The 15433-nt window shown below is 72.9% G+C and carries 11 protein-coding genes and 1 pseudogene; 10 read left to right on the forward strand and 2 right to left on the reverse strand.

Translation table 11 applies throughout. The annotated features are described in order from the left end of the window. The first annotated feature begins 28 nt into the window (after window positions 1-28). From BU52_RS04685 to BU52_RS04695, 3 genes are all read left to right on the forward strand, one after another. Complete coding sequence (locus BU52_RS04685; protein ID WP_037928513.1) at window positions 29-1813, forward strand: N-acetylglutaminylglutamine amidotransferase; 1785 nt, start codon at window positions 29-31, stop codon at window positions 1811-1813. Further along, window positions 1786-3918, forward strand: coding sequence for a prolyl oligopeptidase family serine peptidase (locus BU52_RS04690; protein ID WP_078903110.1), 2133 nt, complete (start codon window positions 1786-1788; stop codon window positions 3916-3918). Before BU52_RS04685 ends, BU52_RS04690 begins: the two co-directional genes overlap by 28 nt. A 90-nt stretch (window positions 3919-4008) precedes the next feature. Further along, a complete protein-coding gene (locus tag BU52_RS04695; RefSeq protein ID WP_037928516.1) occupies window positions 4009-4452 on the forward strand; it encodes an ATP-binding protein in 444 nt (147 codons plus the stop codon). A gap of 22 nt (window positions 4453-4474) precedes the next feature. Here the strand turns inward: BU52_RS04695 and BU52_RS04700 are convergent, their stop codons facing one another. Next, window positions 4475-5419 (reverse strand): phosphotransferase family protein, encoded by a 945-nt coding sequence (locus BU52_RS04700; RefSeq protein ID WP_051857902.1) that lies wholly within the window; start codon window positions 5417-5419, stop codon window positions 4475-4477. Window positions 5420-5536: 117 nt separating this feature from the next. Between BU52_RS04700 and msrA the strand changes: the two genes are divergently transcribed. The 7 genes from msrA to ppk2 all read left to right on the forward strand — a co-directional run bounded on the left by msrA (window position 5537) and on the right by ppk2 (window position 14723). Continuing rightward, window positions 5537-6049: a peptide-methionine (S)-S-oxide reductase MsrA gene (gene msrA / locus BU52_RS04705; protein ID WP_037928519.1), complete on the forward strand. Its 513-nt coding sequence runs from the start codon at window positions 5537-5539 to the stop codon at window positions 6047-6049. Between the two features lie 233 nt (window positions 6050-6282). Next, window positions 6283-6507 carry a hypothetical protein gene (locus BU52_RS04710; protein ID WP_037928522.1) on the forward strand — a complete coding sequence of 75 codons (225 nt, stop codon included), beginning with the start codon at window positions 6283-6285 and terminating at the stop codon, window positions 6505-6507. 336 nt (window positions 6508-6843) lie between these two features. Continuing rightward, a complete protein-coding gene (locus tag BU52_RS04715) occupies window positions 6844-9120 on the forward strand; it encodes a catalase (RefSeq protein WP_037928526.1) in 2277 nt (758 codons plus the stop codon). Between the two features lie 230 nt (window positions 9121-9350). Then, complete coding sequence (locus tag BU52_RS04720) at window positions 9351-10532, forward strand: spore photoproduct lyase family protein (protein ID WP_037928529.1); 1182 nt, start codon at window positions 9351-9353, stop codon at window positions 10530-10532. 427 nt (window positions 10533-10959) lie between these two features. Beyond that, window positions 10960-12585: a DEAD/DEAH box helicase gene (locus tag BU52_RS04725; protein ID WP_037928532.1), complete on the forward strand. Its 1626-nt coding sequence runs from the start codon at window positions 10960-10962 to the stop codon at window positions 12583-12585. 202 nt (window positions 12586-12787) lie between these two features. Beyond that, window positions 12788-13555 (forward strand): sulfite exporter TauE/SafE family protein, encoded by a 768-nt coding sequence (locus BU52_RS04730; protein ID WP_037928534.1) that lies wholly within the window; start codon window positions 12788-12790, stop codon window positions 13553-13555. A gap of 160 nt (window positions 13556-13715) precedes the next feature. Continuing rightward, window positions 13716-14723, forward strand: a complete 1008-nt coding sequence (gene ppk2 / locus BU52_RS04735; RefSeq protein WP_037928537.1) for a polyphosphate kinase 2 — start codon at window positions 13716-13718, stop codon at window positions 14721-14723. Between the two features lie 306 nt (window positions 14724-15029). On the opposite strand, the pseudogene BU52_RS36140 reads toward ppk2, so the two are convergent. Next, window positions 15030-15383, reverse strand: a pseudogene (locus tag BU52_RS36140) (TIM-barrel domain-containing protein); the annotation flags it as partial. Window positions 15384-15433 lie beyond the last annotated feature (50 nt).

Raw genomic sequence — 15433 nt, forward strand, 5'->3', positions numbered from 1 at the left:
TGGCTCCCGGGGAGAGGAGGAACCGCTGATGTGCGGTCTCGGCGGAGAGGTACGGTTCGACGGCGGCCGGCCCGACATCGCGGCGGTGGAGCGCATGACCGACCGGCTGGCCCCGCGCGGACCCGACGGACGCGGGATCTGGTCCCAGGGGCCGGTGGCCCTGGGACACCGCAGGCTGAAGATCATCGACCTGTCGGACAGCGGTGCCCAGCCCATGGCCGACCCCGGTGCCCGTCTCGCCGGCGTCTTCAACGGCTGCATCTACAACTACCGCGAACTGCGGGACGAGCTGCACGCCCTCGGCCACCGCTTCTTCTCGCAGTCCGACACCGAGGTGGTCCTCAAGGCGTACCAGCAGTGGGGCACGGCCTGCGTCGAGCGCTTCCGCGGCATGTTCGCCTTCGTCGTCGTCGAGCAGGACACCGGGCAGGTGGTCCTGGCCCGCGACCGGCTCGGCATCAAGCCGCTCTACCTCTCCGCCACCGCCGAACGCCTGAGGTTCGCCTCCTCCCTGCCCGCGCTGCTCGCGGGCGGCGGCATCGACACCTCCCTGGACCCCGTGGCGCTGCACCAGTACCTCAGCTGGCACGCCACCGTCGCCGCCCCGCGCACCGTCCTCACCGGTGTGCGCAAGCTGCCCCCGGCCACGGTGCGGGTCGTCCGGCCCGACGGCAGCCACCACGACCACGTCTACTGGAATCCCGTCCACACCCGACGGCCCGAGTACGCGGGGCTCGGCGCCGACGACTGGACCGACGCCGTACTGGACGCCCTGCGCACGGCCGTGCGCCGCCGCATGGTCGCCGACGTGCCGGTCGGCGTGCTGCTCTCGGGCGGTCTGGACTCCAGCCTCATCGTGGCGCTGCTGGCCGGCGAGGGCCAGGAGGACCTCGCGACCTTCAGCGTCGGCTTCGAATCCGAGGGGGACGAGGAGGGCGACGAGTTCCACTACTCCGACCTCGTGGCACGCCACTTCGACACCCGCCACCACCAGCTCATGGTGCCCTCCGACCGGGTCGCCGGCGCCCTCGACGGTGCGGTCCTCGCCATGAGCGAGCCGATGATGAGCCATGACGTGGTGGCCTTCCACCTGCTGTCGGAGCAGGTGGCCAAGGAAGTGAAGGTCGTGCAGAGCGGTCAGGGCGCCGACGAGGTGTTCGCCGGGTACGGCTGGTACCCGCGGATGGCGGACGTGCCCCGCCCGCGCGCCGCCGAGGCGTACATCGACACCTACTTCGACCGCTCGCACGCCGACCTCGCGGACATGCTCCACCCCGACCTGCTGCCCGACCGTGACACCTCCGCCGAGTTCGTCCACGCCCACATGGCGGCCGAGGGGGCCCAGACGGCACTCGACGCCCAGCTCCGCCTCGACACGCTGGTGATGATGGTCGACGACCCGGTGAAGCGGGTCGACAACATGACGATGGACTGGGGCCTGGAGGCCCGCGTGCCGTTCCTCGACCACGAACTGGTCGAACTGGCCGCCGCCTGCCCGCCCGAGCTGAAGCTCGCCGACGACGGCAAGGGCGTCCTCAAGGCCGCCGCCCGCCGGGTGCTGCCGCGCGAGGTCGTCGACCGGCCCAAGGGCTACTTCCCCGTTCCGGCGATCAAGCACATGGCCGGGCCCGTCCTCCAGCGGGTCCGGGAGGCCCTCACCGCCCCCGAGGCACGGGCCCGCGGCGTCTTCCGCGAGGAGTACGTCGCCGAACTGCTCGCCGCGCCCAACGCACACCGCACCAGGCGAGGGGCGAACACCCTGTGGCAGGTGGCGTTGCTGGAGACATGGCTGCAGACGCACGGGATCCGCTGACGGCCATGGAGACGCGCACCGACGCCTCCACGCGGGCGCTTCCCGCACCGGAGCCGCTCCCGCTCGCCGACACCTCCACGCCGTACGACCTGCCGCCACCGGCCGTCCACGGCTGCTGGTACCCCTCGGTGGACCCCGGCGGCCGGAACGTCGCCTTCATCTGCGACCGGGCCGGGGTGCCACAGCTGTGGACCGGCCCGGTCGACGGTGAGGAGGTGCGCCTGCTCGACGCCGACCCCCATCCGGTCACGGAGGTCTCCTGGTCCCCGGACGGACGCTGGATCGCCTACACCACCGCTCCGGAGGGCGGCGAACTCACCCGCGTGCTGTGCGTACGTCCCGACGGCACGGGGCGGCACCTGCTGGCCGGCGGCGAGCCCGGCACCTCCGCACGCCTCGGCTGCTGGCAGCACGACGGGTCGGCGGTCGCGGTGACCGTCACCGATTCCGCCCCGTCCGGGCAACCGCTTCCGGCGCACCCCGGCCCGGCGGGCGCCTCCCACCCCGCCCGCCGGGCGGGCCGCGACGGCCGTGCCGTGCTGCTCGAGCCCGGCCGGCCACGACCCGGGGGCGCCGGGAGCGGCCGGACGGTGTCCGCGGAGGAACCTGAGGCGAGGGCCCTCTCCGCGTATCTCGTCGACCCCGAGGGCGTGGCCGCCCCCGTACTGCTGGCGAGCGAGCGCGGCGCGGCCAACCAGCGCGTGTGCGACATCAGCAGGGACGGCCGGTTCGCCCTGGTCTACCGGGGCCCCCGGGGCGACCGCGAGGTTCTCGTCGTCCGCATCGGCGACCGGGTGGTGACCTGTACGCTGCCGGTCGCCGACGGCGACCCGTGGGTCGGCGGCTTCTCGCCGGACGCCGGCACGGCGTGGCTGCGCAGCGACGGCGGCCGGGAGCACGCCGCCCTTGTCGCCGCGCGCCTCGATCCGCGGGGGCACCTGCTCGGCACCACGGTGGCCGCCGAGCGCCCCGACTGCGACCTGGAACTGCTCGCCCTGGGACGGGACGGACGGCGCGCGGTGCTGGCGTGGAACGCGCGCGGAGTCAGCGAGCTGGAGACCACCGTGCTGGACGCGGCCCCGCCGCCCGACGCCGCGCCGGCGGACGTGCCGCCGCCACGACACGCCGCCTCGGGCGCCGCACGCACCGTGGAACTGCCCCACGAGGTGGTCACCCGCATCGCCCCCACCGCCGACCCCGACGCACCCGTCGTCGCGCTCTCCGGATCCCGGCGCCATCCGGGAGTGTGGTGGCTGCCGCACGGACTGCCCCTGCGCACGCCGTGGTCCTCGCGCGACGAGGACGCCTTCCCGGCGGGCCGCACGCCCGTGCGGCCGATCCCCATGAGCCCGGTGGCCCGTGACGGACTCACCCTCGGCGGCTGGTACTACCGGGCCCCCGGCCGCTCGCCCGGAGAACCGGCACCGTGCGTCCTGCACCTGCACGGCGGACCGGAGGAACAGGAACGCCCGGTGCTCGAACCGCTCTACCTCGAACTGCTCGGCAGGGGACTGGACGTGTTCGCGCCCGACGTCCGCGGCTCCTCCGGCCACGGCCGCTCCTTCGTCGACGCGGACCTGGGCACGGGCCGCTTCGACGCGATCAACGACGTCGCGGACTGCGCGGCGCACGTGATGCTGCGAGGGCTGGCCGACCCCCGGCGGATGGCCGTGATGGGCCGCTCCTACGGCGGCTACCTGGTGATGGCGTCGCTGGTGTGGCACCCGGATCTGTTCCGCACCGGCGTGGCGGTCTGCGGAATGTCCGACTTCGCCACCTTCTTCGCCGGCACGGAACCCTGGATCGCGCAGTCCGCCGCCCACAAGTACGGGCATCCGGAACACGACCGCGACCTGCTGCGAGCGCTGTCGCCGATGAGCCGCGTCGACGCCCTGCGGGCACCGGTCCTCGCCGTCCACGGCGAGCACGACACCAACGTGCCCCCGGGCGAGTCCGAGCAGTTCGTCAGGGCCGCCAGGGAACGCGGGCTGGAGGCCGAGCTCCTTCTGCTGCGCCACGAGGGCCACGACTTCCGGCGCGCCGACAACCGCCGCCTGTTCCGCCGGACCACCGCCGACTGGATGGAGCGGCACCTGGCGGACTGAGATGTCGGAGGTACCTGTCACACTTCTGTGGCGTGCGGGGGAGCGATGCGGGTAGTCGCGCTGTGTGATCGGTGAGTAAAGGCGGACCGGATGGAACCAGTTCCTGTCGACGGAGGGGAAGCGGTGCCAGGCGCACCCAGGCTGCGGGCTTCGTACGCCCTGGACGACGACGGCGCCTGGATAGCGCAGGCACGCCATCTCGCGGCCGCGTTCCTGACCCGGGCGCAGACGGAGGACGGCCTGCCGGTGTCGACCCGCGCGGTCGAGGTCACCCAGCTCGTCGTGAGCGAGCTGGTCACCAACGCCCGCAAGTACGCGCCCGGCCCCGTGGGCCTGGACCTGCGGCTGGGCGACGACGTCGTCGAGGTGGTCGTCCACGACGGCAACCCCGCGGCGCCGGTGCCCCGGGACGCCGACCCCGGCCGGGTGGGCCAGCACGGGCTCGAGATCGTGATGGCCGTGGCCCAGGCCCTCCACGTACGGCAGGAGCCGGCCGGCAAGAGCATCACGGCCCGCATCTCCCTCTCCGCCTGAGCCCCCGGGAGCGTCCCCGCTCTCAGCCGTAACGTTCGAGAAGAGCCTGGATGTAGTCCTCCAGCCGGTGCGTCAGGACGTCCGGTGTCAGGTCGGTGCGGCCCAGCTCCCGCCAGGGGACGGCGAGCTTCTCCCCGTCGGGCGCGTAGGCCAGGGCGTCGAGCAGCCGCCAGTAGAGGTGAGCGCGGGGGTCCCCGGCCGTGCTCCCGCCCGCCGCGGTGTAACGGTCGGCGAAACCCATCCCCGCGGCGACGCCGTGCAGCAGGGCGAGGGCCGTCGCGCAGTGCGCCACGTCGAGGTCGGCCGGCCCCCAGGAGGTCTCCACCCAGTCGACGACCCCGCTGATCCGCGGACCGGTGGTGGCGCCGTGCCCGCCGCCGGTGAAGAGCACGTTGCCGGGGTGGAAGTCCCGGTGCAGGAAGCACGCCCGGTGGTCCGGCGGCTCCCGGCGGATGATGTCGACGGCGCGCCGCCACAGCTCCGGCCGCCGGGTCTCCTCGGGCGGGACGACCCGGTCGGCCGACGTCCACGCCTGACAGGCCCGGGGCCGGTTCCGCGCGGTCACCTCCACGCGGTGAATGCGCACCAGTTGCCGGGCGAGCAGGTCGGCCCGCTCCCCGGCACCGTCGTCGCCCACCCGCACGGTCCCGGGAAGCAGGGACATCAGCAGGGAGGGATGGTCGCAGTGCCGCGCCGTGGCGTCCACCGCCACGAGCGCGGCGGCGGGGACGTCCGTGTCCCCGAGCAGGGACAGCACGGCCGCCTCGCGGTTCAGCAGTCCTTCCGCGTGCCGGACGAAGAACGGCGTGACGAACGACCGCAGCACCAGGGCCCGCCGGCCCCCGGGGCCGCGCACGTCCAGCCGTCGCACCTGGGACGTCCAGCCTCCCCGCAGCCGCACCACCCCCTCGATGCGCTCGCCCGCCGACAGCTCCTTCTCCACCCACGCCCGCGTGTTCGTCAGCATCCGCGCAGACTAGCCAACCCGCTGTCCGCCGGCGGCGGCCCCACCGGAACAATGGGGTGCGCGGCGGGGTTCTCAGTGGGGAACGTCGCAGGACACCTGGGAGAAGGGCGGCACGAGATGACGAGGACCGAGGAGAAGGCGCTGCTCGCGGGCGGCTGCTTCTGGGGCATGCAGGAGCTGATCCGCACGTTCCCGGGCGTGCTGACCACACGGGTCGGGTACAGCGGCGGTGACGTGCCCGACGCGACCTACCGCGACCACGGCACCCACGCCGAGTCGATCGAGATCACCTACGACCCGGCCGTCACCGACTACCGCACGATCCTGGAGTACTTCTTCCAGATCCACGACCCGAGCACGAGGAACCGGCAGGGCAACGACATCGGGACGAGCTACCGCTCCGCCATCTTCTACTTCGACGACGAGCAGAAGCGCGTCGCCGAGGACACGATCGCCGACGTCGACGCGTCCGGGCTGTGGCCCGGCAAGGTGGTGACCGAGGTGGCGCCGGCCGGCCCCTTCTGGGAGGCCGAACCGGAGCACCAGGACTACCTGCAGCGCTACCCGGACGGCTACACCTGCCACTTCGTGCGCCCCGGCTGGCGTCTGCCGAAGCGCACGGAGTCCTGACAGGGCTTCGTGACGCAGCGGTACCGGCCGTCCCGTGAGGGCCGGCGGGTCTTCACCCGAACTGGCCGGGCCGGTAGTCGCCGGCCGGCTGCGCTGACGGACCGGCGGCACCCTGTGTGACCGCAACGGCGGTGTGACCTACGTCTCTTGGTCGCGTGGCGCTCCGCCGCACGCCGCCCGCGGAACGCCGTGCGGCCGATAACCTGGCCGGGTGGACGGGGAGCGGAGCGTCGGTGAGTGAGCGTCGGGAACGCGACTGGACGGACATGACGCCCGGGGACTTCGACTGCGAGGCCCCGCTGTGCCTCAACGTGGGGCCGGGCCCCGTCGTGGTGCCGGCCGAGCCGGACGAGTACGGCACCGAGCCGCTGTTCGGCGAGGAGAACCCCGCGCGCGGCCCCCGGCCGCGCCGCCGGACCCGCCGCGCCGGCTCCGCCGAGCAGGGGGAGTTGTTCTGAATCCGGCGGCGGACGCGATCACCCTCTGAACGGGCGGGGCCGCGACCGCGGCGCGCTCCGTGCCGAATCCCCGTGCCTTGACTCGCGAGCCGTGGGTACGCGGGCTGAGCGGCCGGATCCGGCGGGGGAGAGGGGGGAAGCGCGGAGCGTGGGTTCCTCGGGGCGGGACGTTCACCCCATCGGGCCGCGCTCGCTGCGAGGGCGTTCGCGCCGTGAGACGTTGGCGGTGCCCGGTGCCCTTTTCACCCCTTTGTGTCGTCGGGGCGGCCGCAGTCGGCAACCGAACGTACGGCCACTCCGTCGTGGCCGGTCTGAAGCGGAGGAGTGTCACCCCTCATGAGCGAGGCCAACCCCGTCAAGCGGGCCGCGAAGAAGATCACCGAAAGCCTGCAGGGAGACGCCTCGGCCCCGGCCGACTGGATTCCCGGCCGGCCGGGCCCGCAGCCCCCCACCGTGGCCGAGCCGACAGAACCCCGTGAACCGCTGCCGCCGAAGCCGGACCAGAGCGGCCCGGACACCGTGTCGCCCACCGGTCAACCGACCGGCGCCGATCAGGCGAGGGTGGCCCAGTCCGGGAGCTACCTGACCAACGCGCAGGGAACACGGCTGTACGACACCGACCACTCGCTCAAGGCGGGTCCGCGCGGCCCCGTACTGCTCCAGGACCACCACCTGCGCGAGAAGATCATGCACTTCGACCACGAGCGCATTCCGGAGCGCGTGGTCCACGCCCGCGGCGCGGGCGCACACGGGGTCTTCCAGAGCTACGGCACGGCGTCCTCCGTGACCAAGGCCGGCTTCCTCGCCCCGGACGTCGAAACGCCGGTGTTCGTGCGGTTCTCCACCGTGGTCGGCTCACGCGGGTCCGCCGACACCGTGCGTGACACCCGCGGCTTCGCGACGAAGTTCTACACCAGCGAGGGCGTCTTCGACCTGGTCGGCAACAACATCCCGGTGTTCTTCATCCAGGACGCCATCAAGTTCCCCGACGTCGTGCACGCCGCCAAGCCGCACCCTGACAGGGAGATCCCGCAGGCGCAGAGCGCCCACGACACGTTCTGGGACTTCGTGTCCCTGCACACCGAGGCGACCCACCACACCCTCTTCTTCATGGGTGACCGCGGCATCCCGCGCTCCTACCGGATGATGGAGGGCTTCGGCGTCCACACCTTCCGCCTGGTGAACGCCGAGGGCGGCACGACGCTGGTGAAGTTCCACTGGAAGCCCAAGCTGGGCGTGCACTCCCTGGTGTGGGACGAGGCGCAGCTCATCAACGGCAACGACCCGGACTTCCACCGCCGGGACCTCGCCGACGCCATCGAGGCGGGCGCCTACCCGCAGTGGGAACTGGGCATCCAGACCTTCCCCGACACACCGGACCAGACCTTCGAGGGCATCGACCTGCTGGACCCGACGAACATGGTCCCCGAGGAACTCGCGCCGGTGCAGCCGATCGGGCTGATGACGCTCGACCGGAACCCGTCCAACTTCTTCGCCGAGACCGAGCAGGTGGCCTTCCACGTCGGTCACCTCGTGCCCGGGATCGACGTCACCGACGACCCCCTGCTCGCGGGACGGCTGTTCTCGTACCTGGACACCCAGATCACCCGCCTCGGCGGGCCCAACTTCCCGCAGCTGCCCATCAACCGCCCGCACGCGCCGGTCAACGACATGCTCCGCGACGGCATGCACCAGACCGCCGTGCACCGGGGCGTGGCGCCCTACCGGCCCAACTCCCTCGACGGCGGCTGCCCGTTCACCGCCGGCGCGGACATGAGCGCGTACATCGAGACTCCGGTGCGCGTTCCGGAGGGGTCCAAGGTGCGCGAGGCCCCGGAGTCCTTCGCGGACCACTTCAGCCAGCCCCGCCGCTTCTGGCTGAGCATGAGCCCGGTGGAGCGCGAGCACATCATCGGCGCCTACATCTTCGAGCTGGGCAAGTGCTACGAAGAGGCCATCAGGGTGCGGACCCTCCAGGTCCTGGCGAACATCGACCCCGAGCTGTGCGCCGGCGTCGCCGAAGGGCTCGGACTGCCGGCCCCGGAGCCGACCGTGCCGCTCGCCGACGTCGAGCCCAGCCCGGCGCTCTCCCAGGTCGGGGGGACCTGGCCGGTGGACGGTCGTGTCATCGGGATCCTGACGGCCCCGGACGGCGACCTGGACGGGGTGCACGCGGTACGCGACGCGGTGCTGGAGGCCGGCATGGTTCCCCTCGTCGTCGCACCGACCGGCGGCACCCTCGGCTCCGGCGCGGGCGCGCTGACGGCACAGCGCAGCTACGTCACCGCGCGCTCCGTCGAGTTCGACGCCGTCCTGCTGGCGGGTCCGCCTGCCGTGGGCGGCGACGCGCCCGGCGTGCGCGACGGCAGGGGCGCGCCCGCGGCCCGGCAGGCGTCGTCGGACCCGCGGGTCGACCAGCTGCTGGCGGAGGCGTTCCGGCACGGCAAGGCGATCGGCGCGTGGGCGGGCGGCGAGACGGCCCTCGCGGCGGCCGGTGTACCCGCCGACGCGCCCGGCGTCGTCGTCGCGGGCTCCGGTACCGCCGTCCTCGAGCGGGTCCGCGAGCTCCTGGGCTCGCACCGGGTCTGGGAACGCTTCACCACCCGGCCCTGAGACCCACCCCACCCGGTCCTGAGACCCACCACGCCGGAACCGCCAGGACGGCCACCGACGCGCTCGCGGGCCGTCCGGGCGCGGCCCGGCCGGGCCGGTGGTGAGGACCCGCGGTCCGGTGAGCCGCGACTCCTCACCCCGGCGCCGTAGAGTGGGGAGAATGGCCGGGTTCCGCCGGAACCGGCCGACGGAACCCACACCGCCTCCCCGTCCGAACAGCCGGTCAGGACATGCGCCACCACTCCTCCCCGTCCCACGGCCCGCAGGAGCCGCTCTTCGGCCTCGACGAGCTGTCGCGGGAGCCGCCGGCCGAGCCGCCCCGGTCCGGCCCGGCCTTCCGCGACTCCGCGCAGGCGCGCAGGCTCCTCGCCGTCCGGGAGATCCACGCCGAACCGGCCGCCGTCGTCTCCCCGCGCGGCCGGCAGATCCTCGCCCGGTTCCCCGGGGCCCGGCTGATCGAGGTCGACTCCCACTGGCGCATTCCCGAGCTGCACGGCAACGAGGGCAGCGCCGACCGCTGGATGCGCGTCAAGCGCGAGACACTGGTGCTGGGCGTGAAGAAGACCCTCACCATCCGGCCCAACGGCCGGTCCGCCGACTGGATCGCCCCGGGACCGTCCAACGGCTGCGCCCTGTCCTGCGTGTACTGCTATGTGCCCCGCCGCAAGGGCTTCGCCAACCCGATCACCCTCTTCACCAACATCGACCGGATCATCGACCACCTGGGACGTCATGTCGCCGCCCAGGGCCCGAAGCCGGAGCCCAACCAGTGCGATCCCCAGGCGTGGGTGTACGACATCGGGGAGAACGGCGACTGCTCCGTCGACGCCCTCGTCTGCGACAACACCGCCGACCTGGTCCGCGCCTTCCGCGACTGGCCCACCGCGAAGGCGTCGTTCGCGACCAAATTCGTCAACCCGGACCTGCTGGAACTCGACCCGCGCGGCGGCACCCGGATCCGGTTCTCGGTGATGCCGGCCGACGACTCGCGCCTGCTGGACCTGCGTACCAGCCCGGTCGACCGGCGGATCGCCGCCGCCGCGGACTTCCTCGACGCCGGGTACGAGGTGCACTTCAACCTCTCACCCGTCGTCGTCCGCCCCGGCTGGCACGAGGCCTGGGCCGAACTGCTGCGGCAGATGGACGACGTACTGCCGCAGCGCGTCAAGCGGCAGGCGCGGGCGGAAGTCATCATGCTGACCCACAACGCCGACCTGCACGAGGTCAACCTCCGCTGGCACCCGCGCGGCGAGGAGGTGCTGTGGCAGCCCGCCGCGCAGGAGACCAAGCGTTCCCAGAACGGCGCCCTCAACCTCCGCTACCGCGCCGGCATCAAACGCCACGCCCTCGCGGATCTGCGCGACCTGGTGGCACGCCACGCCCCGTGGCTCGACGTCCGCTACGCCTTCTGACGACCGGCGGGACCGGGCCGGCTCCGCCTCGCCGGCCTGCTGCTCGCGGACCGGTCGGTCCACACGCCCCGGCCCACCGGGCCGAGCAGCCCGCCCACCGGGGCGCCGCGGGCCTCCGGGCGGTGGGAGACCGCCTGTACGGGCCCGATCGCGCCGTGCTACTGTCGATCTCAGTGGTAGCCGTGGTAATCGAAAAAGTCGCAGGGCCGGAGACACCGTCCCTACGCCATACCGACGTCTACGTCGCAGCTGGGGTCGGCACCGGAAGGTGTGGGCTCCGGTTCGCTGCTTTTCAGGGGTCTCGTCCCATGGACCGGGCGGAACAGCAGACGTGACCACTTCATCTCCGGCTCGTTCTTGCAATTCCCTGCGTTGTACCACTGCGGCGGACATTCCTTGATACGTGCCACATCAAGGAAGGTTCCACTTGACACAGGCACGCGCGAACAACCGAACGGCCCGCGCCCGCTCCGGCGGACAGGGCTTCTCCAAGGGCGGCGGCCGCACGGGCGCCGCAGCCCATCGCGCCGGAGCGCAGCGACGCTCCAAGGGCTCCCCGGGCCGCGGGACCGCGGTCACCGGTGAGTTCGCCCTCCCGGTGACGAGCACCCCCGCGCTCCCCGCCGTACAGGCCTTCGACGAACTCGCCCTGCCGGCGGAGATGCTGGCCACGCTGGGCCACGAAGGCGTGACGGTGCCGTTCCCCATCCAGGCGGCCACGCTGCCGAACTCCCTCGCCGGCCGTGACGTACTCGGCCGGGGCCGCACCGGTTCGGGCAAGACCCTCGCCTTCGGGCTGGCGCTGCTGGCCCGCACGGAGGGTCGTCGCGCCGAGCCGCGCAAGCCGCTCGCCCTGGTCCTCGTCCCCACGCGCGAGCTGGCCGGGCAGGTCACGGACGCGCTGACGCCGTACGCACGCGCGGTGCGGCTCCGGCTCGCCACCGTCGTCGGCGGGCTGTCGATCGGCAAGCAGGCCAGTGCCCTGCGGGCGGGCGCGGAGGTCGTCGTCGCGACGCCCGGACGGCTCAAGGACCTCATCGAGCGCGGTGACTGCGTACTCGACGAGGTCGCCGTCACCGTGCTGGACGAGGCCGACCAGATGGCCGACATGGGCTTCCTGCCTCAGGTCACCAGGCTGCTCGACCAGGTGCGGGCCGACGGCCAGCGCATGCTCTTCTCCGCCACCCTCGACCGCAACGTCGACCAGCTGGTACGCCGTTACCTGACCGACCCGGTGGTCCACTCCGTCGACCCGTCCGCGGGCGCGGTTACGACGATGGAGCACCACGTGCTCCACGTCGACGACACGGACAAGCGCCGGACGACGACCGAGATCGCGGCACGGGACGGCCGGGTGATCATGTTCCTCGACACCAAGCACGCGGTGGACAGGCTGACCAAGCACCTGCTGAACAGCGGTGTGCGCGCGGCCGCCCTGCACGGCGGCAAGTCGCAGCCCCAGCGCACCCGGACCCTCACCCAGTTCAAGGACGGGCAGGTGACGGTGCTGGTGGCGACCAACGTCGCGGCGCGGGGCATCCACGTCGACAACCTCGACCTGGTCGTCAACGTCGATCCGCCGAGCGACCACAAGGACTATCTGCACCGGGGCGGCCGCACGGCCCGTGCCGGCGAGTCCGGCAGCGTCATCACCCTGGTGACGCGCGACCAGCGGCGCGACTTCAGCCGGCTGATGACACAGGCGGGCATCACCCCGCGCATCACCCAGGTGCGGTCGGGCGACGCGGAGCTGAGCCGCATCACGGGAGCCCAGGAACCCTCGGGTGTCCCGGTCGTCATCGCGGCGCCGGTCGTGGAGCGCCCCCGCCGCGCCGCGTCCTCGTCGTCCCGCGGCCGCCGCGGCCGCGGTGCCCAGGGCCGTGCCAAGCAGGCAGGCGACGGGCAGGCCCGCAACGCCGAGGGCCGGACCGCGCAGCGCGGCCGCGCCACGGGGGAGCGCCCGGCACAGGACCGCACCGCCCAGGGGCGGCGCACCGGTGAAGCACCGCGCCGCAGGCCGCGGCCGAAGCCGGCCGCGGACCGCGCGGCCTAGAACGTCCCGCGTCCGCGACGACATGGCGACATGACGACCCGGTGGTACGGCCGCGAGGCCTGCCCCGGGTCGGCGTGTCGCCGGGCGGGGACCCTGCGGCGCCGGCCGGACCGTCCGCGGGCTAGCGTCCTCCCATGAACGTTTCCCCGGGCCCCGGCCGGCCGCACGCCTCACCCGACCCCGAGGCGACCGGAGCCACGGCATGACGCCGCCGGAGATGCTCGGGGTCTTCGCGGCGGGCGTCGGCGCCGGTGCCCTGAACGCGGTCGTCGGATCGGGGACGCTGGTCGCCTTCCCCGTTCTGCTCGCGACCGGTCTGTCACCCGTCACCGCCACGGTCTCCAACGCCCTCGGCCTGGTCCCAGGCGCCGTCAGCGGCGCCATCGGCTACCGGCGGGAACTCGCAGGCCAGGCCCGCCGCGTCCGCAGGCTCGGCATCGGCGCGGCGCTGGGCGCGCTCGCGGGGGCCACCCTCCTGCTCGCCCTGCCCGCCGAGGCGTTCGAGACCATCGTGCCGATCCTGGTGGGGCTCGCCCTCGTCCTCGTCGCCCTCCAGCCCCTGATCGGCAAGAAGGTGCGCGGCCGCCGCCCGCCGCAGGGACGCCCCGCCCGGCGCGACGGCGGATGGCCGCTGTTCACCAGCCTGACGCTGGCCAGCGTCTACGGGGGCTACTTCGCCGCCGCCCAGGGCATCCTCTACATATCGCTGATGGGTCTGCTCCTCGACGAGCCGCTGCAACGCCTCAACGCCGTGAAGAACGTGCTCGCGGCGATCGTCAACACGGTCGCGGCGACCGTCTTCCTCTTCGTCGCCGACTTCGACTGGACGGCCGTCGCGCTCATCGCGGCGGGCTCCGCCCTCGGCGGCCAGCTCGGGGCGAGGACGGGCCGCAGGTTCAGTCCCGCGGTGCTCCGAACCCTCATCGTCACGATCGGGTCCGTGGCCCTCGTCCAGTTGCTGCTCGGCTGAGCGACCGTTCGCCGGGCACGTCTCCCGTTCCGTCCAGAACGAATCACCGCAAAACACCCAAGAGGCATACGCTTCTGCTAAGGAGGGCGTCGCGGGGCAGACGGCACCATGACGACAGCATGACGACAGACCCCAGCGCACCGAAGAGGCGGGAGACCACGTGACGGCCGAACACTCGGACACGTCGGAGGGCCGTACCAAGGACGGGGCGGCGGCACCCGGGACGACCCGCGACGATCTGCTCCACGGACTGGAGGTGGACGACCGGCGCCCGGAGCGTCCCGTGCTCCTCGACGCCGACGGCACCCCGATCGAGACCTGGCGGGAGAACCACCCCTACGACCGGAAGATCCGCAGGGCGGAGTACGAGCGGACCAAGCGCATCCTGCAGATCGAGTTGCTGAAGATGCAGCGGTGGGTGAAGGACACCGGCCAGCGCATCGTGGTGGTCTGCGAGGGACGCGACGCGGCGGGCAAGGGCGGCACCATCCAGCGGTTCATGGAGCGACTGAACCCCCGCGGTGCCCGCGTGGTCGCCCTGGAGAGGCCGACCGAGCGGGAGGCCGGGCAGTGGTACTTCCAGCGCTACGTGGCCCATCTGCCGGCCCGGGGGGAGATCGTCTTCTTCGACCGCTCCTGGTACAACCGTGCCGGGGTCGAGCGGGTCATGGGCTTCTGCTCGGACGAGGAGTACCGCAAGTTCCTCGAGCAGACGCCCATGTTCGAGCGGCTGCTCACGGACGACGGCATCATGCTGGTGAAGTTCTGGTTCTCCGTGTCCCGGGCCGAACAGCGCACCCGCTTCGCGATCCGGCAGGTCGACCCCGTGCGACGCTGGAAACTGTCGCCGATGGACCTCGCCTCGCTGGACCGGTGGGACGACTACACCAAGGCCAAGGTGGAGATGTTCCGGGCCACGGACACCCCCCACGCGCCCTGGACGGTCGTGAAGAACAACGACAAGCGCCGGGGCAGGCTCGAGGCCATGCGCAGCCTCCTCGACCGCTGCGACTACCCGACGAAGGACCACGAGGCGATGGGCAAGCCGGACCCGCTGATCGTCGGCGCCGCGGACACCCTCCTGGAGGCCGGTGAGGAACCCGCGGCCCTCTCACCGACCCCCCTGGCGGGTCCGGGTCACGTCCCCGGCAGTCATCCGGGGACGTGACCGGGTGACCGCAGCGGCACCGACACCTGGCCCGTGCCCGGTGCCTCCGCCCCGCCCGCGACGCGCACCGTGAACGGGCGGTCGGACCCCGACGCCGTGACCCGCAGGACGTCGTCGTCCCGTCGGACCCGGAACGTCGCGGCCGGCAGCCCGGCCGCGACGTTCCACGGTGACCTCGGCCGTGCCGCCGGGCCCGGCCGGCGGATGCACCAGCAGGACGGGGCCGTCCAGCCGGTCGCCGTCCGGCCGTGAGTCGTCGCCGGCCAGCGGCAGCACGGCACCCTCGCGGACGTACAGGGGGAGGCCCCACTGGTACTCGCGCATCCAGAAGCAGTCGAAGTGGAAGACGGGAAGCGGGATGCCGCGGTCGGCCATGCCGTCGACGAGCGACGTCACCGTCCCCTCGTCGTACGACGTGGTGAAGGAGGCGCTGAGCCACAGGCCGAAGGACCAGGCCGGGGGCAGGGCGGGGCGTCGGGTCAGGGCCGTGTAGCGGCCGAGGACCTCCTTGGGGGTCGGTCCGGCGGCGAGGTAGTACTCCAGTGACTGGTCCTCGACGCTGAACTGGACCTGGCCGACGGACTCGGACCCGATCTCGAAGGACACGGCCCCGGGGTGGTTGACGAAGACGCCGTAGCCGCGCGAGGCAGGGAGAACGGGACGTTCGGTGGCAGGTCCCTTCCGGAGCGGGACGCCGTGAGGAGGGCTCT

Origin of the sequence: Streptomyces toyocaensis, assembly GCF_000725125.1 — a bacterium.
GTDB classification, from domain to species: Bacteria; Actinomycetota; Actinomycetes; order Streptomycetales; family Streptomycetaceae; genus Streptomyces; species Streptomyces toyocaensis.